This is a genomic window from Qipengyuania sp., assembly GCF_043423005.1.
Classification (GTDB): Bacteria; Pseudomonadota; Alphaproteobacteria; order Sphingomonadales; family Sphingomonadaceae; genus Qipengyuania.
In genome coordinates this window covers 24,101-42,710 of the sequence record NZ_JBHWMI010000059.1, presented here as the reverse complement: position 1 = coordinate 42,710, position 18,610 = coordinate 24,101, and the positions used below count along the sequence as shown (strand labels likewise).

Below are 18,610 nucleotides of genomic sequence, written 5' to 3'. Positions count from 1 at the left end.
TGTCTCGGCCGCTATCGCATCAGCCCGCCGATAAGGTTGCGCAAGAAGCGCCCGGCCAGCGCCCCGCCAAGGCCGGTGGCAATGGTGCCGGCGGCGGCACTGGCCGCGGTCTTGTCCGGACTGGCGCTGCTGCGCCGACCGGTGACCTTGGCGGCAACCACCGCCGCGGCGCTGCCGGCCGCCGCCCCCATCGCGGCTTTCCCGGCCTTCTCCCACAGCGATGGCGACTTGCGCGCGCGGCGGGCGACGTTCGCGCGTCCCGCCTCGGCCACCTCCTCGGCGGTGGCGGCGGCATCCACGGCCTTGGCGGCGAGCACCTCGGCGGCGCTTTCGCGGTCCACCGGCTCATCGTACTTGCCCGTGAGGTCGCCTGCCGAATTGACGATCGCCCGTTCGCGCGCCGTGACCGGGCCGAGGCGCGAGCGGGGCGGCTTGATCAGCGTGCGCTGCACCGGCGTCGGCGCCCCGTCCGCGTCAAGGGTCGAGACCAGTGCCTCGCCGACCTTCAGCTCGGTGATCGCCCGCTCGACATCGAGCTCGGGGTTGATGCGAAAAGTTTCCGCCGCTGCCTTGATCGCCCGCTTGTCGCGCGGGGTGAAGGCACGCAGCGCGTGCTGCACCCGGTTGCCCAGCTGGCCGGCGATCTTTTCGGGAATGTCGATCGGGTTCTGGGTGACGAAATAGACGCCGACGCCCTTCGACCGGATCAGGCGCACGACCTGCTCGACCTTGTCCAGCAAGGCATCAGGCGCGTCGTCGAACAGGAGGTGCGCCTCGTCGAAGAAGAAGACGAGCTTCGGTTTCTCAGGGTCGCCTACTTCGGGCAGGCTCTCGAACAGTTCGGACAGCAGCCACAGGAGGAACGTCGCATACAGCTTGGGGCTGCGCATCAGCTTGTCGGCGGCAAGGATGTTGATCATTCCGCGGCCGTTCTCGTCGGCGCTGAGGAAGTCGTCGATCTCCAGCGCCGGTTCGCCAAAGAACATCGCCCCGCCCTGGCTTTCGAGCGTCAGCAGCTGGCGCTGGATCGCCCCGACGCTGGCCCTGGAGACATTGCCGTACGTGCCGGACAGCTCGGCGGCATTGTCATAGGCCCAGGCAAGCATCGCCTGCAGGTCGGTCAGATCGAGCAGCAGCAGTCCATTGTCGTCCGCATGGCGGAAGACGATGGCCAGCACGCCTTCCTGCGTCTCGTTGAGGTCGAGCAGACGGGCGAGCAGCAGCGGACCCATTTCGCTGATGGTGGTGCGGATGGGCAGGCCCTGTTCGCCGAACAGATCCCAGTAGACGGCCGGATTGTCGCGATAGGCATAATCGGCAATTCCGAGTTCGCGGGCGCGCCCCTCCAGCTTGTCGGCATTGGGCGCCTGCGCGCTGCCCGCCATCGCGATGCCGGCAAGGTCGCCCTTGACGTCGGCCAGGAACACCGGGACGCCCGCGGCCGAGAAATCCTCGGCCAGCGTCTGCAGGGTGACGGTCTTGCCGGTGCCTGTCGCCCCCGCGATCAGCCCGTGCCGATTGGCCTGCGCCAGCAGCAGGCTCTGCGCCGCGCCGCCTTTCGTCTTGCCGATCAGTATCGCCCCCATTTCCGTCCGTCCTCCGTCAGCCCGCGCGGCATGATCCCGCCGCATTGGCCAGCGCCGGGCATGCGGTCAAGCAATGGCTCGACAGCCGGGGGCAAGGCGTTAAAGGCTGTGGCAATGGCCCGCCGGCAACCCTTCGTCCTGCTCGACGACGCCCGCGAAAGCGGCGCGGCGGACGCCTTGCTGTACGAAAATCCCCAGGCGATCTTCATTGCCCGCCACCCGGACGAGGTCGAACAGGCGCTCGCCGCGGCCGATGCGGCGCGGCACGATGGCGGAACGCTGGTCGGCTACATCGCCTATGAGGCGGGGCTGGCGCTCGAACCCCGGCTCGCCCCGCTTGCTCCTGCGCGCAGTGGCGGGGCGGGGCCGCTGGTCTGGCTGGGCCTGTTCGCCAGCGAGGAGCGTATCGCCGCCGCCGACATGCCGGCCTGGCTGGATGCACGCGCCGGCGGCCCCGGCAGCGTCGGCCCGCTCGAGCCGCAGGTGTCGCCAGCCGGCTATGATGCGGCCTTCGCCCGCCTGCAGCAGGCGATCCGCGCCGGCGATATCTATCAGGCGAACCTCACCATCGCGCTCGCCGGGGCGTTCTCCGGCGACCCGCTCGGCCTCTATGCGGCGCTCCGGCCGGCGGGCAGGGCGGGCTATGGCGGGGTGGTGTTCGACGGGTCGCACTGGCTCATAAGCCTCTCGCCCGAACTGTTCGTGGCCGCGCAGGACGGTCGCGCGCGGGCCAAGCCGATGAAAGGCACCCGCCCGCGCAGCGCCGACCCGGTCGAGGACGCCGCACGGGCCGAGGAACTCGCCGCCTCGGTCAAGGATCGGGCAGAGAACCTCATGATCGTCGACCTGATGCGCAACGATCTTGCCCGTGTGGCCACGGCGGGGAGCGTCACCGTCGACCAGCCGTTCGCCGTCGAAAGCTACCCCACCGTCCATCAGATGGTGACCGGCATTCGCGCGCACCTGGCCGAGGGGCGGGGCCCGCTCGATCTGGTGCGCGCGCTGTTTCCCTGCGGGTCGATAACCGGCGCGCCCAAGATCAGGGCGATGGAATTGATCGCCAAGGTCGAGCGCGATCCGCGCGGCCCCTATTGCGGCGCCATCGGCCGCATCGGGCCGGATGGCGATGCGGCGTTCAACGTCGCCATTCGTACCCTCCGCCTGACCGAGATGGAAAATGCCCGCGGCAAGGCCGTGCTTGGCGTCGGCGGCGCGATCGTGGCGGATAGCGATGCGGGTGCCGAACGGCGCGAGGCCCTGCTCAAGGGCGCGTTCGTCACGGCCAGCTCACCGGTTCTGCGGGCGGCGCAATTCGACCTTATCGAAACGATGCGGTTTTCTCCGGCGGGGGGCATCCCGCTGCTCGAGCGACATCTGGCGCGGATCGGACGCAGCGCCCACGACCTCGGCTTTGCCTTCGATCGTCACCAGACCCGCAACCAGTTGCATGCGCTGTGCTTCATGATCGAGCGGCCGAGCCGGGTGAGGCTGCTGCTCGCCCGCTCGGGCGCGATCGCCTTCGATGTGCAGGACCTGGCGGAGGGATGGCCCGAGCCGGTTCCCTGCATCGCCCTGCCGCTGCCGGTTGATCCGGGCGACTGGAGGTTGCGCCACAAGACCACCGATCGCGGCTTTTACGAGGAAGGGCAGCAGGCAGCACGCGCTTGCGGTGCGGTAGAGGCGCTGTTCGTGCGCGAGGATGGACTGGTGACCGAGGGGTGCGTGTCCAATGTGTTCGTGACGCGCGGGGACACGCTCATGACCCCGCCCGCCGCACTGGGTCTGCTCCCCGGTATCCTGCGCCAGTCGCTGATCGACGAGGGCCGGGCGCGCGAAGAGCCGCTGAGGCTGGACGATCTGGCGGGCGGCTTCCTGATCGGCAACGCCGTACGCGGGCTGTGCCCGGCAAGGTTGATGACATGACGGGCGACATTCCCATCGTCTTCGAGGACGGCGAGGCGCTGGTGATCGACAAGCCCGCAGGCCTGCCGGTCGACCGGCCGCGCCGCGGCGGCCATTCGCTCGAGGACCATCTGCCGCGCCTGCGGCTGGGGTTCCAGCGCGATCCGCTGCCGGTCCACCGGCTCGATACCGATACCAGCGGCTGCCTGCTGCTGGCCCGCAATCCCAAGGCGGCGCGGCGGTTCGGGCAGGCGTTCGAGGCGCGGCGGGTCGGCAAGCGGTATCTCGGCATCCTCGCCGGTGTGCCCGCGACGCAGGAAGGGACGATCGAGCTTGCCCTCGCCAAGGTCAGCAGCGCGGCGAAAGGCTGGCGGATGATCGCGGCGCGCAGCGGCAAGCCGTCGGTCACCCACTGGCGGGTCGTCGGGGAAGTCGGCGGACGGGCGCTGATCGAGTTCCGGCCCGAGACCGGACGGACGCACCAGATCCGCATTCACGCGCTGGCCGGGCTGGGCGTCCCCCTGCTGGGCGACCCCGTCTATGGCGAGGGTACGGGGGCGGCGCGCACGATGCTGCATGCCGCCGGCCTGACGGTGGAGCGCGACGGGAAGCCGCCGATCGTCGCCCATGCCCTGCTGCCGGCCGATTTCGCCGCGCTCGGCTTTGTCGATGGGTAGGATCGCCCAGCGCGCGATCGAGCTGGCCGAGGAAAAGTTCGTTACCGCGTCCGGGCCCGGCGGGCAGAATGTCAACAAGGTCGCGACCGCGGTGCAGTTGCGGGTCGATGTCTTCGCCCTCGGCCTGTCGCCCGAAGCCTTTGCGCGGCTGCGCGAACTGGCAGGCAGCCGGCTGACCAAGGCGGGCGAGATCCTGATCCTGGCGAGCGAACACCGCACGCAGGACATGAACCGCCAGGCGGCACGGGCGCGCCTCGCCGCGCTGCTCGACGAGGCGCTGACCCCGCCGGCGCGGCGGGCCAAGAGCCGGCTCAACCGGCTGGGGAAGGTCAAGCGGCTGAAGGCCAAGAAGGAACGCGGCGCGGTGAAGGCCGGGCGGGGCAAGATCGACTGGTAAGCCTGGCGCCGCTTGCTTGACTTTGGCCGGTGAATCGCCCAAAGGCCGCGCCGGAACGGCGGTGGCCTGGCGATGCCGGGCGCGCCGCCTTTGTTTTTTCGGCATCTGCACCCCGTGGCGGGGCAATGCCCGCAGCGATCAGGAATACGTCATGGCGAAGCCCGCAACCGTCAAGATCAAGCTCGTCTCGACCGCCGATACGGGCTTCTATTACGTGACGAAGAAGAACCCGCGCAACATCACGGAAAAGATGACCTTCCGCAAGTATGACCCGGTCGCGCGCAAGCACGTCGAGTTCAAGGAAGCCAAGATCAAGTAATCGCCACCGTCCCGCGTGACGACGTCGCGGGAACGGGTCGGGTTCACCGGCGGTTCAATGCTCCGACCATAATCGGGGGAGCATGAAAAACGTGTCATTCTTGAGCAAGCGTACGGCCGCGGCCGTTTCCGCGATCGCCATCGGGTTCGCCATTCCCGCCAGCTTCGTGGCCGCGCCCGCGCCGGTCGAGGCGGCGGCGGGCGATCTCGACAGGGCGGTTGCCGCCCTGCGCGGCATTTCGACCATGAAGGCCGACTTCACCCAGACCGACCGCAACGGGCAGACCGTATCCGGCGTGATGACCTTGAAGCGCCCCGGCCGCATCCGCTTCGAATATGCCAAGGGCGTGCCGATGCTGGTCGTCTCCAACGGCAAGTCGATGTATCTGGTCGATTACGAGGTCAATCAGGTCCAGCGCTGGCCGATCCAGAACTCCCCGCTCGGCGCGCTGCTCGATCCCAGTCGCGACGTGAAGAAATACGGCCGGCTCGTGAACACCGATCACCCGGATGTCGTCAGCGTGCAGGTGCGAGATACCACCCACCCGGAATATGGCGTCATCACGTTGATCTTCACGCGCAAGACCGGTGCGCCCGGCGGGCTCGAGCTGACCCACTGGGTCGCGCTCGATTCGCAGAATCACCGCACCACCGTACGGCTGCGCAATCATCGCTATGGGGTCGAGGTGGCGGATAGCGCGTTCACCTTCCGTGACCCGCGCCGCGCCGCTCGGCGCTGATCCGCAACGTCGCGGCGACCAAGCGTTGCCCCTGCGCGTTCTACGAAGAAAAGCATTCATTTCCTGGCAAGCACGGCGGGCCTAATACCGGTTGGACGAGACGACGGGAGGCGGGTTTCCCCCCTGTTGACCCCCAACCATCAGGTCGCCTCGTACAGGCGTGACGAACGCTAAGTGGAACCCCCGAGCCAATGCCCCCGGCTCGGGGGTTTTACGTATCCGCGGCCCGCGCAGGGGTGGACCGGGCGCGGGCACGCTTCTATCTGCCGCGCATGGTTTCCATCGCCACCTGGAACATCAATTCCGTGCGCCTGCGCATGCCCCTGGTCGAGCGCTTCGTGCGCGAGCAGGCGCCCGACATCCTGTGCCTGCAGGAGATCAAATGCCAGGAACACCAGTTCCCCTACGAGGCCTTTCGCGCGCTCGGTTACGAGCATTTCGCGATCCACGGCCAGAAGGGCTATCACGGGGTCGCCACGGTGGGACGGATACCGTTTCGCGACTTTTCGCGCCATGACTGGCAGGACAATGGCGAGGCCCGCCACGTCGGCGTCGAACTGATCGATCCGCGGTATCAGGGCATGGTGGTCGAGAACGTCTACGTACCCGCCGGCGGCGATATTCCCGACCGGGAACAGAACGCAAAGTTCGGCCAGAAGCTCGATTTCCTTCAACGGATGACGCGGTGGGCCGAACGGGTCGACAGGCCGAGCCTGATCGTCGGCGATTTCAACATCGCGCCTCTCGAAAGCGACGTCTGGAACCACAGGCAGCTGCTCAAGGTCGTCAGCCACACTCCCGTCGAAGTCGACAGCCTCAAGCGGTTCATGGATGCGCATGGCTGGGCGGATCTCGGCCGCCAGCATGTCGCCGCGCCGGCGCGGTACTACAGCTGGTGGAGTTACCGCGCGAAGGACTGGCGCCAGCACGATCGCGGGCGGCGGCTCGATCATATGTGGGCCAGCCCCGAGCTTGCCCGGCAGACCCGCGCCCACCACGTCATCGAGGATGCTCGCGCATGGGAGCAGCCATCCGATCACGTGCCCCTGATCACGGAGTTCGATCTCTGAGCCGGAGGGCGCCGCCGTCTCCCGCGCGCCGGGCCGCACAGGCGGTCGACGCCTTGCGTCACGGCTGGCCGCTGGCGATCGGCGGGGCACCGCTGTTGCAGCCGGTGGAAACGGGCTTCGGCTCGATCGGCGCGGAGCTGATGCTGATCTCCTCCAGCCGCGCCGTAACCTTGAAGCTTGTTAACCAGCGGGCCGCGGCCGAGCCGGGGCAGCCGGTCGTCATCGCCGGGGCGGAGCCTTTCGACTTGCCGGCCGCATTGGCAGTAACCGATCCCGCGCTCGATCTCTCGCACCCGTTCAAGGGTCCGTTCGAGGCCCGGCCCTGCGACTGGCGCGGCGAGGCGGCGGCCGCGCTGGAGCTGGCCCGGATCGCGGGCATCCTCCCGGCCTTTCTGGTATCGCCGCAAGGGGCGGGCGAGCCCGTCAGCCTCGAGGCGGGCGATCTTGCCGCGTTCCTCGATCCTGCCCGGCTCGCCATCGCCAGCCGCGCGCGGCTGCCGGTATCGGCTGCCGATACCGCGCAGATCGTCGCCTTCCGCAGCCCCGACGATACGCGCGAACATGTGGCGCTGATCATCGGTTCGCAGCAGAGCGGGCGCCCGCCGCTGGTGCGGCTGCATTCCGAATGCCTCACCGGCGACGTTCTCGGCAGCCTCAAATGCGATTGCGGGCCGCAACTGGATGCCGCCCTGGCCGCAATGGCGGACGAGGCGACCGGGGGAGGCTGGGGCGTGCTGCTGTATCTGCGGCAGGAGGGCCGGGGCATCGGCCTCATCAACAAGCTGCGCGCCTATCGCCTGCAGGACCAGGGGTTCGACACCGTCGATGCCAACACCCGGCTCGGTCTGCCGGACGAGGCGCGCGATTTCCCGGTGGCGGCGCGGATGCTGGCACTGCTCGGGGTTCGCGCGGTCCGACTGATGACCAACAATCCCGCCAAGGTCGCGGCGATGGAGGGAAGCGGGGTGACGGTCGCCAAGCGGGTGCCGCACGCCCTGCCCGACAATCCGCACAACGTCCGCTATCTCGCCACCAAGCGTGACCGGGCGGGACATCTGCTGCCGTAGGACGCGCCGTCTAGATCCAGTCGCCGATCGCCTCGCCCATGCGCACACTGTCGCCTGGCGCAAGCCCGCGGCGCCAGCGGGCCCGGCCCGGCTCGAACAGCAACACCACGGTCGAGCCGAGCACGAAGCGACCCATTTCCGCGCCGGCTTCCAGCACGTGCTCTCCGCGTGCGAAGCGGTCGTGCACTCTTTCCGGCGCGTGGGTTTCGACCGGGCCACCGAACACCGTCTCGATCCCGGCGACGATCATCGCGCCGACCATTACGCTGGCGAACTGGCCATGCGATCCGGTGAACAGGCTGACGAGCCGCTCGTTGCGGGCGAACAGCCCTTCGACATTCTCGGCCGTGACGCCGTTTACCGAGAACAGGTCGCCCGGCAGATAGGTGGTGCTGAGGAGCTCGCCGGTCGCCGGCATGTGGACCCGGTGATAATCGCGCGGCGAGAGATAGATGGTTGCAAAGCTGCCGCCGTCGAACCGCCGGGCCGCCGCTTCGTCCCCCCCAAGAAGCTGTGCGGCGGTGAACTCGCGCCCCTTGGCCTGGAGGATGCGGCCGCCCTCGATCCGGCCGATCTGGCTTACCGCGCCGTCGGCCGGGCTGAGGACGTGGCGCTCCGCATCGGCCAGCGGCCGGGTGCCGGGCTTGAGTTCGCGGGTAAAGAAATCGTTGAAGCTGCGGAACTGCCCGGGCGAGCGCGCCGCCTCGGTCATGTCGACGTCGTAGGCGGCGATGAAGCGGCGGATCAGCAGATCGCGCAGCCACGGGGTCTCGCTGGCAGCAAGCTTGCCGACGCTGCGGGACAGCGGATGGTGGGGCAGGGCGTGCTGCAGCCAGATGAAGGGGGAAGCCATGGTGTGCAGGCGATGGACGGCTGCGCGGTTCAGCGCAACTGGCTATCCTTGCTGCCCCTGCGGTTGATCGCCGAATGGCGCACCGCGCGGTCTCTTTCGGCCTGGCATTGCACGCAGGTGCGCACCCCCGGCAGGGCCGCGCGGCGTTTTTCCGGCACCGGTTCGCCGCATTCGTCGCAGAACTCTGCGCTCTCGCCCTGTGGCATCCGCGCGCGGGCGGCGGTGACGGCATCGCTCACCGTATCGTCGATCTGATCCTGCACCGCGCCATCGCGGGTCCAACCGCCTGCCATGTTCCGCTCCTTCCGCCATACAACGGCGCGCAGGGCGCAGGCGTTCCGCTGGCCGTTCTTGCCGGGGCGGCGGTGGCTCAATACTGGCGGATGATCCCCAGAAAGGCATCGCCATAGGCGGCAAGCTTCTTGGCCCCCACGCCTTCGACGCGGCCGAGCTGAGTGAGGGTCGCGGGGCGCGCGGCGGCCATCTGGCGCAAGGTCGAATCGTGGAAGATCACATAGGGCGGGAGGCCGGCCTCCTTCGCCAGATCGCGGCGCAGGGCGCGCAAGGCCTCGAACAGCGGATCGCCAACGGGATTGGCTTCGGACGGGGCGCGCCGGGCAGACCGGCTGCGCGGCGGAGGCACCACGATGCGGACCCCGCGCTCGCCTTTGAGGATTTCGCGCGCGCCGTTGCCCAGCGCCAAGCCGCCATGCGCCGTCGCCACCAGTTCGCCCCGCGCCTGCAGCGCCCGGGCGAGGGGTTGCAGCAAGCGCGCGTCCTCGCCCCCGACGATGCCGAATACCGAGAGCGCTTCGTGCCCCTTGTCGCGGGTGCGCTCGTCGCTCTGCCCGGTCAGCACCTTGGCGAGATGCCCCATGCCGAAGCTCTGCCCGGTGCGATAGACAGCCGAGAGCAGCTTTTGCGCCAGCTCGGTCGCGTCCGTCACCTTGGGCGGGTCGAGGCAGTTGTCGCAATTGCTGCAGGCCGGCGGCGGGTCCTCGCCAAAATGCCGCAGCAGCACCGCTCGGCGGCATTCGGCGGTCTCGATCAGAGCGGCGAGGGCATCGAGCCGCTGGCGCTCGGCCGCGCGGCGGGCTTCGGGCGTTTCGGACAGGCGGGCGCGGGCGGTGGTGAAATCGCCCGCGCTCCAGAACAGTTCGGCGCGGGCCGGATCGCCATCGCGCCCGGCGCGGCCGGTTTCCTGATAATAGCCCTCGACCGATTTCGGCAGTCCGACATGGGCGACGAAGCGGACGTCGGGCTTGTCGATTCCCATGCCGAAGGCGACCGTGGCGACGATCACCATGTCCTCGCTGGCGACGAAGGCGGCCTGGTTGGCGGCGCGTACTTCCGGCGGCAGACCGGCGTGATAGGGGCGGACTTCGCGCGCCGACGCGGCGTCCAGCGCCGCGGCCAGTTCCTCGACCTTGCGGCGGGTGGGGGCGTAGATGATCCCCGCGCCCGGTTCGTCCCCTAGCAGCGCGGCAAGCTGACGCATCCCGCCCTCGCGCTGCTGCACGGCATAGCGGATATTGGGCCGGTCGAATCCGGCAAGGATCAGGCCATCTTCCGGAATGCCAAGCTGCGCCATCACGTCGGCCCGGGTCTGGCTATCGGCGGTGGCGGTCAGCGCCAGGCGGGGTACGTCCGGAAAGGCGTCCATCAACGGGCGCAGCTGGCGATAGTCGGGGCGGAAATCATGCCCCCATTCCGATACGCAATGCGCCTCGTCCACCGCGAAGAGGGCCAGCGGCGCGGCGCCGAGCAGGCTGCGGAAGCCCGGCTGGCTGGCCCGTTCGGGCGCGACATAGAGGAGATCGAGCGCGCGTGCGCGGAAGGCCTCCTGCGTTTCGCGCCAGTCCTCGTCGGCGCTGGTCAGGGCGGCGGCGCGGATGCCGTTGGCCCGGGCGCTGCGCAACTGGTCGTGCATCAGGGCGATGAGCGGGCTGATGACCACGCAGGTGCCGGGCAGCATGACTGCGGGCAGCTGGTAGGTGAGCGACTTGCCCGCGCCCGTCGGCATGACCGCCAGGGTGGATCGCCCCGCCAGCACCCGCGCCACCACCTCGCCCTGCCGCCCGCGAAAGTCGTCGAACCCGAAGGTCTGGCGCAGGGTTTCGCGGGCATGGTCGAGCGTCGGCATGGGCGGCCATGTCGCGGCTCGGCCCGTGCCGCGCAAGCCATCTGCGCGTTTTTCCCCTTGGCCTGTGGCCGCGCGCCATATTAAGACGCCCGGCAGTTTCGGCGCCCCTTCGCGCCGCGTGTTCCCAAGGAGATTTTCGATGAAGTTGCGTCTTGCCACTCTTGTTCTTGGCACCCTTGCCCTTGCCGCGTGCGGTGGCACCGAGGATGCCTCGACCGGGGCCGAGGTCGATACCGTCGAGATGACCGCCGACGAGGCGCTGGCTCCCGTGGACGAAGCACCGGTCGCCGATCCGATGGCGAACACCGCGCCGGCTCCCGCCGCCGGAGCCGACACCGGCCCGGCCGAGCAGACCGAGGAGGAACAGATCCAGCAGGCGGGCGACGATGCCGCCGCCACCGCCGAGGCCGCGCTCGATGCGATGGCCGAGGATGGCGAGCCGCAGAACTGATGACGGGCATGGCACCGGCTGCATGGGCACGCCTGCCCCTGCTCGCCGGTGCCGCCCTGCTGTCCGCCTGCGACGGCGCAGCGGATAACGCCCCGCTTCCTCCCGCCACCGTGGCGGAAGAGCAGGCATTGAAGGATGCCGAGGCCATGCTTGCGCCCCGAGGGCGCGGCGCAGCGCCAGCGCAGACGAGATCGGGAGAGACGCCATGAGCAATCCGCCAGCCACCGCCAACCCGGGCATGGATCCCGAAACCTTCGAACAGTTCCACGAACAGCTCGAACGGTTTGTCCGCGAACGGCTGATCCCGGCGGAAAAGGACGTCATCGCCAACGACCGCATCCCCGACGAGATCGTCGCGGAGATGAAGGAGATGGGTCTGTTTGGCCTGTCGGTCCCCGAAGAGTTCGGCGGGGCGGGGCTCAACCTCACGCAATACGCGCGGGTGGTGAAGGCGATGTCCTATGCTGCGCCGGCTTTCCGCTCGATCTTCTCGATCAATATCGGGATGTTCAATTCCGCGCTCAAGAACGGCGGCACGCCGGCCCAGCAGGCCGAATGGTGGCCCCGGATCGCGGCGGGCGAGATCGCCTGTTTCGGTCTGACCGAGCCGGGTTCGGGCAGCGACAGCGCCGCCATGCAGACCACCGCGCGCCCCGATCCCGATGGCAACGGCTGGGTGCTCAACGGGTCCAAGCGCTACATCACCAACGCCCCCCATGCCGAAGTCGCGCTGATCATGGCGCGGACCGAAAAGGAGGCGCTGCCGCGCAATGCCCATGTCTCGGCCTTCATCGTGCCGATGAACACGCCGGGCGTCACGGTGGGCACGCCGGACAAGAAGATGGGCCAGGCCGGCAGTCACATCGCCGACATCATGCTCGACGATGTCCACGTGCCGGGCGATGCGCTGCTTGGCGGGGAAACCGGGCAGGGCTTCCGCTTCGCCATGATGAGCCTCGACAACGGGCGCATCTCGGTGGGGGCGGCCAGCACCGGATATGCCCGCCGCGCACTCGATTCCGCGCTGCGCTATGCGACCGAGCGCAAGGCGTTCGGCGAACCGATCGCCAATTTCCAGCTGATCCAGCAGATGCTCGCCGAAAGCGAGACCGAGATCTACGCCGCCGAATGCATGATGGCCGATGTGACCGCGCGCGCCGACCGGGGCGAGAACACTATCCGCCAGGCGGCGGCCTTCAAGGTCTTCGCCAGCGAGATGTGCGGCCGGGTGGTCGACCGGGTGGTGCAGATCTACGGCGGGGCGGGCTATCTGGCTGAATACGATGCCGAACGCTTCTTCCGCGATGCGCGCATCTATCGCATCTACGAAGGCACGACGCAGATCCTGCAATTGCAGATCGCCAAGCATATGCTGCGCGAATTCGCCGCGCAGGGTTGAGGTGTACCAACTCCTCCACGGGCTTTCGATCATCGAGGCGTCGAGCTTCGTCGCCTCGCCCACCGCCGGGCTCTACTGCGCGCAGATGGGGGCGGAGGTCATCCGCGTCGATCACAAGACAGGCGGGCTCGATTACGATCGCTCGCTGCTGACTGCCGAAGGGCGCAGCCTTGCGTGGGAGAACCTCAACCGGGCGAAGAAATCCGTTGCGATCGACCTGCGGTCGGACGAGGGGCGCGAGCTGCTGGTCGAGCTGGCCGCACGCGCCGGAAACCTCATCACCAACCTGCCGGAACGCAGTTTCCTCGGCCATGCGGCGGTGGCCGAGCGGCGGCCCGACCTTGTCAGCGTGCGCATCATGGGCTGGCACGACGGGCGCCAGGCGATGGATTTCACCGTCAACGCGGCCAGCGGCTATCCGCTGATGTGCGGGCCGGAGGAATGGGATCCGGCAACCGCCCCGCCGGTCAACCAGGCGCTGCCGGCCTGGGACTTCCTCACCGGCGCCTACTGCGCCTTTGCGCTCCTCGCCGCGATCCGCCACCGCGACCTGACGGGCGAAGGCAGCGAGGTGCGCGTGCCGCTGGGCGATGTTGCGATGGGCACGGTCGCCAACAGCGGCTCGATGGCGGAAATGCTCTATCGCGGGGCGGACCGCGAACGGCTGGGCAATTCGGTCTGGGGCGCGTTCGGACGCGATTTCGTCAGCCGTGACGGCGTGCGCTTCATGGTCGCCGCGCTCACCGAAAAGCAGTGGTCCGGCCTGGTCGCGGCCTTTGCGCTTGCGGACGACATCGCCGCCCTGGAGGCAGAACTGGGCGTGCGTCTCGATGGTGACCTTCCGCGGTTCGATCATCGCCACGGGCTGTTCGCCCTGTTCCAGGGGCGGGCCGGCACCCTCGCGTGGCATGACCTGTCTGCCCGGCTCGCCGCGGAAGGCCGCACGTTCGAGCGGTATCGCACGATGTACGAGGCTGCCCGCGATCCACAGCTGGTCACGAACAATCCCCTGTTCGGCCCCTCGCCCGCCAACCCCAGCGGCTTTGCCTATCCCGCCGCGCGCAGCTTCGCCAATATCCCCGGCCGCACGGCCGGCGATCCCCGACCGGCGCCCTATCTGGGCGAGCATACCGAAGAGGTGCTGGCCGAACGGCTCGGGCTGACGCAGGCGGCGATCGGCGATCTGGTCCAGCGCGGCGTCGCCCGCCTTTCGGACCGCGACTAGCGCTGTCCTACACGGCTCGTGTCATGCAGGTTTTGCGCCATGACGTCATCCCGAAGCCCTCTGTGTTGCGTCGCTAGAAAACCGCTGGCGGCGCAGCCCGCTTTTCTTGATCAGGACTGTGTGACAAGTGTGACACGTCCCTCCGCGAACCACCGAAAGGCCCCCTCATGACCCAACTTCGCCGCGTTGCCATCTGCCAGCCGCTGCGCACCCCTGTGGGCACTTTCCAGGGCAGCCTCGCCCCGCTCGAGGCGGGACGGCTGGCCGCCATCGTCATCCGCGCGGTCATGGAGCGCAGCGGGATCGATCCGCTGCGGGTCGACGATGTCGTCTTCAGCCAGGGCTACGGCAATGGCGAGGCACCTGCCATCGGCCGCTGGAGCTGGCTCGCCGCGGGCTATCCGGTCGAAGTGCCGGGCTACCAGCTCGACCGGCGCTGTGGTTCGGGGCTTCAGGCCATCGTCAACGCCGCGATGATGGTGCAGACCGGCGCCGCCGATTGCGTGCTCGCCGGCGGGGTCGAGAGCATGAGCAATGTCGAGCATTACACCACTGCGGCGCGGGGCGGGGCGCGGCTCGGCGACATGGCGCTGTGGGACCGGCTGACGCGCGGGCGGCTGATGAGCCAGCCGATCGACCGCTTCGGCGTGATCACCGGCATGATCGAGACGGCCGAGAACCTCGCCAAGGATTACGCCATTACGCGCGAGGACGCCGATGCCTTTGCCGTGAAGAGCCATCGCAACGCCGCGCAGGCGTGGGACGAGGGGCGGTTCGACGCGCAGCTCGTCCCCGTCGAGGTGCCGCAGAGGAAGGGCGAGCCGCGGGTGTTCGCCCGGGACGAGGGCTTTCGCCCCGATGCCAGCATGGAAAGCCTCGCCGCGCTGCGCCCGATCGACCTCAAACGCGATCCCGAGGCGATCGTTACCGCCGGCAACGCCAGCCAGCAGAACGATGCCGCCGCCGCCTGTCTGGTGGTGGCCGAGGACAAGGTGAGCGAACTCGGCCTCGAACCGCTGCTGTGGTTCCATTCGTGGAGCGCGGCGGGCTGCGAACCCTCGCGCATGGGCATCGGCCCGGTGCCCGCGGTGGAGCGCCTGTTCGCCCGCAACGGACTTGGCTGGGACGATATCGGCCTCGTCGAGCTCAACGAGGCCTTCGCCCCGCAGGCGCTGGCGGTGCTCAAGGGCTGGGGCTTTGCCGCGGACGACAGCCGCCGCGAGATCGTCAACGTCAATGGCTCGGGCATCAGCCTCGGCCATCCCATCGGCGCGACCGGCGTGCGCATCCTTGCCGACATGGCGCACGAGATGCACCGGCGCGGCGCGCGCTATGGTCTTGAAACCATGTGCATCGGCGGCGGGCAGGGCATGGCCGCGGTGTTCGAGCGCGCGGCATGAGCGAGTGGCAGCCCTGGATCGGGCGAGAGGCGCTGGCGGAGGACGTGCTGGGCGAGAGCCTCGCGCGGCGCTGGTGCGCTGCGTTCGATCTGGCGCTGCCCGAGGACGGCGTCATGCCGCAGGGCATTCACTTCTGCCTCTGCACGCCCGATGCGCCGACAGGCGCGCTGGGGGAAGACGGCCACCCGCTGCGCGATGACAGCCCGCAAAGCTTCCTGCCCCCAGTCCCCCTGCCGCGGCGGATGTGGGCGAGCAGCAGCATCGCGTTCCACGCCCCCCTCGCCATCCGCCAGCGTATCGCGCGCCGCTCGCGCATCCTCAGCGTCGAGGAGAAGTCCGGCCGCAGCGGAGCGATGGTGTTTGTCGAGGTCGAGCACGAGACGCAGGGCGACGGGGCACTGGCGGTGCGTGAGGTGCAGACGCTGGTTTACCGCGAGGCGGCCGCGCCCGATGCCCCGCTCCAGCCGCCGGCCCCGGCGACCGCCGGCACCTTTGCGCCCGATGCCTACGACGTCCACCGCACGATCGTCCCCGATCCGCGGCTGCTGTTCCGTTACTCCGCGCTCACCTTCAACACGCATCGCATCCATTACGATGCGCCCTATGCCACAAAGGTGGAGCGTTATCGCGGGATCGTGGTCCATGGGCCATTGACGGCAAGCCTGCTGCTGCAACTCGCCGCCCGGACGGTGGGGGAGAACCGACTCCGCCACTTCGCCTTTCGCGGGCTGAGCCCGGCGATTGCGGACGAGCCGCTGCACCTGGTTGCCCGGCATGACGACAGCGGGCTGGCGCTCGCCGCCTTCGCCGCCGACGGGCGGCAGGTGACAGAGGCCAGCGCCCGCCTGGCGCCCGGCTGACTAGATACGGTACGGCGCCAAGGGGGTCGCCGCGCCATAGCGTTCCAGCAGCGGACGATGGCTGAGCGGGGGCAGGGCGATATCCTCCAGCGGCACCGCCGTATCGGGTAGCCGGTCGAGCAGGTCGCGGATGAGGGTGAGCCGGCCGAGCTTCTGGTCGTTGAATTCGACGATCCGCCACGGCGCCCAGTCGGTATGGGTCGCGGCCAGCAACTGCTCTCTGGCGGCCGTGTAGTCCTCGTACCGCTCGCGCGCGGCAAGATCGACCGGTGAAAGCTTCCACCGCTTGAGCGGATCGTCGAGCCGCTCCTGAAAGCGGGCTTCCTGTTCGGCCTGGTCGACGGCGAGCCAGTACTTGAACAGCAGGATGCCGTCGTCGGTCAGCAGCTTTTCGAACACCGGGGCCTGCGCGAGGAATGCCTGTACCTCGGCATCGGTGGCAAAGCCCATCACCTGCTCTACCCCGGCGCGGTTGTACCAGCTGCGATCGAACAGCACGATCTCGCCGGCGGTGGGCAGATGGGCGACGTAGCGCTGGAAATACCATTGCCCGCGTTCCGTCTCGGACGGGGTCCCGAGGGCAACGGTCCGGCACTGGCGCGGGCTCAGCGAATCCGCGATTTCGCGGATCACGCCGCCCTTGCCCGCGGCATCGCGGCCCTCGAACAGGATCGCGATCCGGGCACCCGTGGCGCTGCCCCAGCGGGCCATGCCGACAAGTTCGTTCTGAAGGGGCTCCAGCGCCGCCTCGTACTCCTTGCGCTTCATCGCCGCTCTCCCGTTTGTGCTGTCCCGCCTTTGGGTATAGATCGCTAGCATGGCTACTCTTGCAGAACCGCAAACGGATTTTACGCGCCTGCCGACGATGGCGGACGAGGTGTTCACCGCCCCGCTCAGAAAACCGGCGCATGTCGGGGACGACTGGCTCGAACCCGAACAGACCGCCTACAGCACCGAGGACGATGCGATCTGGGACGATCTGTTCGCCCGCCAGATGGACGTCTTGCCGGGCCGCGCGGCGAGCGCATTCCTTGCCGGGCTGGACAAGCTCGATCTGGGACGCGGCGGGGTGCCGGAGTTTCGCCAGATGAGCGAGGAACTGGACCGGCTTACCGGGTGGAGCGTGGTCCCCGTGCCGATGCTGATCCCCGATCACGTGTTCTTCTGGCACCTTGCCAATCGCCGCTTCCCGGCAGGCAATTTCATCCGTACGCGAGAGACGTTCGACTATATCCAGGAGCCTGACGTCTTTCACGACGTGTTCGGCCACGTGCCGATGCTCACCGATCCGGTTTATGCCGATTACATGCAGGAATATGGCAAGGCCGGGTGGAAAGCGATGCGCTACAACCGGTTGAAGGCACTGGGCTCGCTGTATTGGTACACCGTGGAATTCGGCTTGCTGATGGAGGAGGCCGGGTTGCGCGCCTATGGAGCGGGCATCCTCTCCGGGCCGACCGAGGTGGTCTATGCCATCGAGGCGCAGAGCCCCAACCGGATCATGCTCAACGTCGACCGCGTGATGCGCACAGATTACGTCATCAGCGATCTGCAACCGACCTATTTCGTGATCGACAGCTTCGAGGACCTCTATCGCCAGACGGTGGAACGCGATTTTGATCGGCTTTATCGCAGCCTTGGGCCGGGGTTCACTTACGCCAATACGGCGGTGATTGACGTCGATAACGTCCTCAATCGCGGGACACTCGAGTATACCTTGCGCGGCGGGCGGGGGAGCGGGGCGGCGCCTCTCTGACGCCTCGCGCATCCCCCAACACGCAAAACGGCCCCGGATCGCTCCGGGGCCGTTTCGATTCGCAAGCGGATAAGGCTTACTGGGCGGCGGGGGTCGTCGCCGTGACGGGAGCGACGGCGGCATCGCCTTCGTCCATCGCTTCGCCCATTTCTTCCATGTTGTCGGCCTGATCTTCGGCCTGGTCGACCATGGCGTCTTCCTGGTCGCTGGTGATCTGGCCTTCAGCTTCCATCTGGTCAGCCATGTCGTTCACGGCTTCGGCGTTCTGCTCGCCGGCGTCTTCCATGGCGTTTTCGTTCGGGCCGTCACATGCGGCGACACCGAGGCTGAGCGCGGCGGCCGAAATGACGAGCATGGTCTTGTTGAACTTCATAACTCTTCCTTCTCTGTAAGAGGTGGGCGTGATTAGCAGGACGTCGGGCCATATGTAAGCCCTAATTTCGCCTCAATTCAGTCCGCCGTATTCCGGCGAAACGCGAGGTGACCGGCAGCGATGGTGACGATCGCCCCGACAACGCCGGCCAAAAGGGTGAGGGCGGTGACCGATCCGAGGATCAACCCCTCAGCGGTCGCGAACCCAGCGATTACCGCACCGACAAGCCCGAAGACGATATAGCGGCCGATCTCCCGCCCATCCTCGATCTGCAATACGATCGTCGCCAGCCAACCGAGCAGTGCGCCGGTAAGAATTAGAAGAGATAGTCCCACGATTGGCCTTCAAGCTGATGAATGTTGGTTTGAAACTGCACAGAGGGGCGGGGGTTCC

21 protein-coding genes are annotated in these 18,610 nt (G+C 68.2%); 14 read left to right on the top strand and 7 right to left on the bottom strand.

The window, feature by feature from the left end; all coding sequences use genetic code 11:
• Nucleotides 1-11 precede the first annotated feature (11 nt).
• A complete protein-coding gene (locus ACHFFA_RS09260) occupies nt 12-1,586 on the bottom strand; it encodes a helicase HerA-like domain-containing protein (RefSeq protein ID WP_394270565.1) in 1,575 nt (524 codons plus the stop codon).
• Between the two features lie 114 nt (nt 1,587-1,700).
• On the opposite strand from ACHFFA_RS09260, the gene pabB reads away from it, so the two are divergent.
• The 7 genes from pabB to ribA all read left to right on the top strand — a co-directional run bounded on the left by pabB (nt 1,701) and on the right by ribA (nt 7,757).
• Nucleotides 1,701-3,509, top strand: coding sequence for an aminodeoxychorismate synthase component I (pabB, locus tag ACHFFA_RS09255; protein ID WP_394270564.1), 1,809 nt, complete (start codon nt 1,701-1,703; stop codon nt 3,507-3,509).
• Nucleotides 3,506-4,165 (top strand): RluA family pseudouridine synthase, encoded by a 660-nt coding sequence (locus tag ACHFFA_RS09250; protein WP_394270563.1) that lies wholly within the window; start codon nt 3,506-3,508, stop codon nt 4,163-4,165. The genes pabB and ACHFFA_RS09250 overlap by 4 nt, the downstream gene beginning before the upstream one ends.
• A complete protein-coding gene (gene arfB, locus ACHFFA_RS09245; protein WP_394270562.1) occupies nt 4,158-4,562 on the top strand; it encodes an alternative ribosome rescue aminoacyl-tRNA hydrolase ArfB in 405 nt (134 codons plus the stop codon). The genes ACHFFA_RS09250 and arfB overlap by 8 nt, the downstream gene beginning before the upstream one ends.
• Nucleotides 4,563-4,713: 151 nt before the next feature.
• A complete protein-coding gene (gene rpmG, locus ACHFFA_RS09240; RefSeq protein ID WP_067682697.1) occupies nt 4,714-4,881 on the top strand; it encodes a 50S ribosomal protein L33 in 168 nt (55 codons plus the stop codon).
• Between the two features lie 82 nt (nt 4,882-4,963).
• Nucleotides 4,964-5,620 carry an outer membrane lipoprotein carrier protein LolA gene (locus ACHFFA_RS09235; protein WP_394270561.1) on the top strand — a complete coding sequence of 219 codons (657 nt, stop codon included), beginning with the start codon at nt 4,964-4,966 and terminating at the stop codon, nt 5,618-5,620.
• 272 nt (nt 5,621-5,892) lie between these two features.
• A complete protein-coding gene (gene xth, locus ACHFFA_RS09230) occupies nt 5,893-6,690 on the top strand; it encodes an exodeoxyribonuclease III (RefSeq protein WP_394270560.1) in 798 nt (265 codons plus the stop codon).
• A gap of 53 nt (nt 6,691-6,743) precedes the next feature.
• Complete coding sequence (gene ribA, locus ACHFFA_RS09225) at nt 6,744-7,757, top strand: GTP cyclohydrolase II (RefSeq protein ID WP_394270559.1); 1,014 nt, start codon at nt 6,744-6,746, stop codon at nt 7,755-7,757.
• A gap of 10 nt (nt 7,758-7,767) precedes the next feature.
• Here ribA and asd read toward each other — a convergent pair whose 3' ends face one another.
• The 3 genes from asd to recQ all read right to left on the bottom strand — a co-directional run bounded on the left by asd (nt 7,768) and on the right by recQ (nt 10,753).
• A complete protein-coding gene (asd, locus tag ACHFFA_RS09220; RefSeq protein WP_394270558.1) occupies nt 7,768-8,610 on the bottom strand; it encodes an archaetidylserine decarboxylase in 843 nt (280 codons plus the stop codon).
• Between the two features lie 29 nt (nt 8,611-8,639).
• Nucleotides 8,640-8,903: a DksA/TraR family C4-type zinc finger protein gene (locus ACHFFA_RS09215; RefSeq protein WP_394270557.1), complete on the bottom strand. Its 264-nt coding sequence runs from the start codon at nt 8,901-8,903 to the stop codon at nt 8,640-8,642.
• A gap of 77 nt (nt 8,904-8,980) precedes the next feature.
• Nucleotides 8,981-10,753, bottom strand: coding sequence for a DNA helicase RecQ (gene recQ, locus ACHFFA_RS09210; protein ID WP_394270556.1), 1,773 nt, complete (start codon nt 10,751-10,753; stop codon nt 8,981-8,983).
• A gap of 139 nt (nt 10,754-10,892) precedes the next feature.
• On the opposite strand from recQ, the gene ACHFFA_RS09205 reads away from it, so the two are divergent.
• The 6 genes from ACHFFA_RS09205 to ACHFFA_RS09180 all read left to right on the top strand — a co-directional run bounded on the left by ACHFFA_RS09205 (nt 10,893) and on the right by ACHFFA_RS09180 (nt 16,088).
• Complete coding sequence (locus tag ACHFFA_RS09205) at nt 10,893-11,204, top strand: hypothetical protein (protein WP_394270555.1); 312 nt, start codon at nt 10,893-10,895, stop codon at nt 11,202-11,204.
• Nucleotides 11,205-11,212: 8 nt separating this feature from the next.
• Nucleotides 11,213-11,413: a hypothetical protein gene (locus ACHFFA_RS09200; protein WP_394270554.1), complete on the top strand. Its 201-nt coding sequence runs from the start codon at nt 11,213-11,215 to the stop codon at nt 11,411-11,413.
• Nucleotides 11,410-12,603 (top strand): acyl-CoA dehydrogenase family protein, encoded by a 1,194-nt coding sequence (locus ACHFFA_RS09195; protein ID WP_394270553.1) that lies wholly within the window; start codon nt 11,410-11,412, stop codon nt 12,601-12,603. The genes ACHFFA_RS09200 and ACHFFA_RS09195 overlap by 4 nt, the downstream gene beginning before the upstream one ends.
• Before the next feature lies 1 nt (nt 12,604).
• Complete coding sequence (locus ACHFFA_RS09190; RefSeq protein WP_394270552.1) at nt 12,605-13,828, top strand: CoA transferase; 1,224 nt, start codon at nt 12,605-12,607, stop codon at nt 13,826-13,828.
• Nucleotides 13,829-13,995: 167 nt separating this feature from the next.
• Nucleotides 13,996-15,228 carry an acetyl-CoA C-acetyltransferase gene (locus ACHFFA_RS09185; RefSeq protein WP_394270551.1) on the top strand — a complete coding sequence of 411 codons (1,233 nt, stop codon included), beginning with the start codon at nt 13,996-13,998 and terminating at the stop codon, nt 15,226-15,228.
• Nucleotides 15,225-16,088, top strand: a complete 864-nt coding sequence (locus ACHFFA_RS09180; protein WP_394270550.1) for a MaoC family dehydratase N-terminal domain-containing protein — start codon at nt 15,225-15,227, stop codon at nt 16,086-16,088. Before ACHFFA_RS09185 ends, ACHFFA_RS09180 begins: the two co-directional genes overlap by 4 nt.
• On the opposite strand, the gene ppk2 is transcribed toward ACHFFA_RS09180, so the two are convergent.
• Nucleotides 16,089-16,856 (bottom strand): polyphosphate kinase 2, encoded by a 768-nt coding sequence (gene ppk2 / locus ACHFFA_RS09175; protein ID WP_394270549.1) that lies wholly within the window; start codon nt 16,854-16,856, stop codon nt 16,089-16,091.
• A gap of 49 nt (nt 16,857-16,905) precedes the next feature.
• Between ppk2 and phhA the strand changes: the two genes are divergently transcribed.
• The gene (phhA, locus tag ACHFFA_RS09170; protein WP_394270548.1) at nt 16,906-17,844 is read left to right on the top strand and encodes a phenylalanine 4-monooxygenase; all 939 of its coding nucleotides are present in this window, start codon (nt 16,906-16,908) and stop codon (nt 17,842-17,844) included.
• 76 nt (nt 17,845-17,920) lie between these two features.
• Here phhA and ACHFFA_RS09165 read toward each other — a convergent pair whose 3' ends face one another.
• Together ACHFFA_RS09165 and ACHFFA_RS09160 are read right to left on the bottom strand one after the other, a co-directional pair.
• Nucleotides 17,921-18,217 carry a hypothetical protein gene (locus tag ACHFFA_RS09165; RefSeq protein WP_394270547.1) on the bottom strand — a complete coding sequence of 99 codons (297 nt, stop codon included), beginning with the start codon at nt 18,215-18,217 and terminating at the stop codon, nt 17,921-17,923.
• 77 nt (nt 18,218-18,294) lie between these two features.
• On the bottom strand, nt 18,295-18,552 hold the full coding sequence (locus ACHFFA_RS09160; protein WP_394270546.1) for a hypothetical protein: 258 nt from the start codon (nt 18,550-18,552) through the stop codon (nt 18,295-18,297).
• Nucleotides 18,553-18,610: the final 58 nt, after the last annotated feature.

Excerpts from the sequence above, each read along its gene's own strand:
- ACHFFA_RS09250 (WP_394270563.1), top strand. The coding sequence starts at position 3,506 with ATGACGGGCGACATTCCCATCGTCTTCGAGGACGGCGAGGCGCTGGTG.
- ACHFFA_RS09235 (WP_394270561.1), top strand. The coding sequence starts at position 4,964 with ATGAAAAACGTGTCATTCTTGAGCAAGCGTACGGCCGCGGCCGTTTCC.
- ACHFFA_RS09260 (WP_394270565.1), bottom strand. The coding sequence starts at position 1,586 with ATGGGGGCGATACTGATCGGCAAGACGAAAGGCGGCGCGGCGCAGAGC.
- ACHFFA_RS09200 (WP_394270554.1), top strand. The coding sequence starts at position 11,213 with ATGGCACCGGCTGCATGGGCACGCCTGCCCCTGCTCGCCGGTGCCGCC.
- ACHFFA_RS09195 (WP_394270553.1), top strand. The coding sequence starts at position 11,410 with ATGAGCAATCCGCCAGCCACCGCCAACCCGGGCATGGATCCCGAAACC.
- ACHFFA_RS09215 (WP_394270557.1), bottom strand. The coding sequence starts at position 8,903 with ATGGCAGGCGGTTGGACCCGCGATGGCGCGGTGCAGGATCAGATCGAC.
- pabB (WP_394270564.1), top strand. The coding sequence starts at position 1,701 with ATGGCCCGCCGGCAACCCTTCGTCCTGCTCGACGACGCCCGCGAAAGC.
- ACHFFA_RS09165 (WP_394270547.1), bottom strand. The coding sequence starts at position 18,217 with ATGAAGTTCAACAAGACCATGCTCGTCATTTCGGCCGCCGCGCTCAGC.
- ACHFFA_RS09185 (WP_394270551.1), top strand. The coding sequence starts at position 13,996 with ATGACCCAACTTCGCCGCGTTGCCATCTGCCAGCCGCTGCGCACCCCT.
- asd (WP_394270558.1), bottom strand. The coding sequence starts at position 8,610 with ATGGCTTCCCCCTTCATCTGGCTGCAGCACGCCCTGCCCCACCATCCG.
- rpmG (WP_067682697.1), top strand. The coding sequence starts at position 4,714 with ATGGCGAAGCCCGCAACCGTCAAGATCAAGCTCGTCTCGACCGCCGAT.
- ACHFFA_RS09205 (WP_394270555.1), top strand. The coding sequence starts at position 10,893 with ATGAAGTTGCGTCTTGCCACTCTTGTTCTTGGCACCCTTGCCCTTGCC.
- recQ (WP_394270556.1), bottom strand. The coding sequence starts at position 10,753 with ATGCCGACGCTCGACCATGCCCGCGAAACCCTGCGCCAGACCTTCGGG.
- ACHFFA_RS09180 (WP_394270550.1), top strand. The coding sequence starts at position 15,225 with ATGAGCGAGTGGCAGCCCTGGATCGGGCGAGAGGCGCTGGCGGAGGAC.
- arfB (WP_394270562.1), top strand. The coding sequence starts at position 4,158 with ATGGGTAGGATCGCCCAGCGCGCGATCGAGCTGGCCGAGGAAAAGTTC.
- phhA (WP_394270548.1), top strand. The coding sequence starts at position 16,906 with ATGGCTACTCTTGCAGAACCGCAAACGGATTTTACGCGCCTGCCGACG.
- ppk2 (WP_394270549.1), bottom strand. The coding sequence starts at position 16,856 with ATGAAGCGCAAGGAGTACGAGGCGGCGCTGGAGCCCCTTCAGAACGAA.
- xth (WP_394270560.1), top strand. The coding sequence starts at position 5,893 with ATGGTTTCCATCGCCACCTGGAACATCAATTCCGTGCGCCTGCGCATG.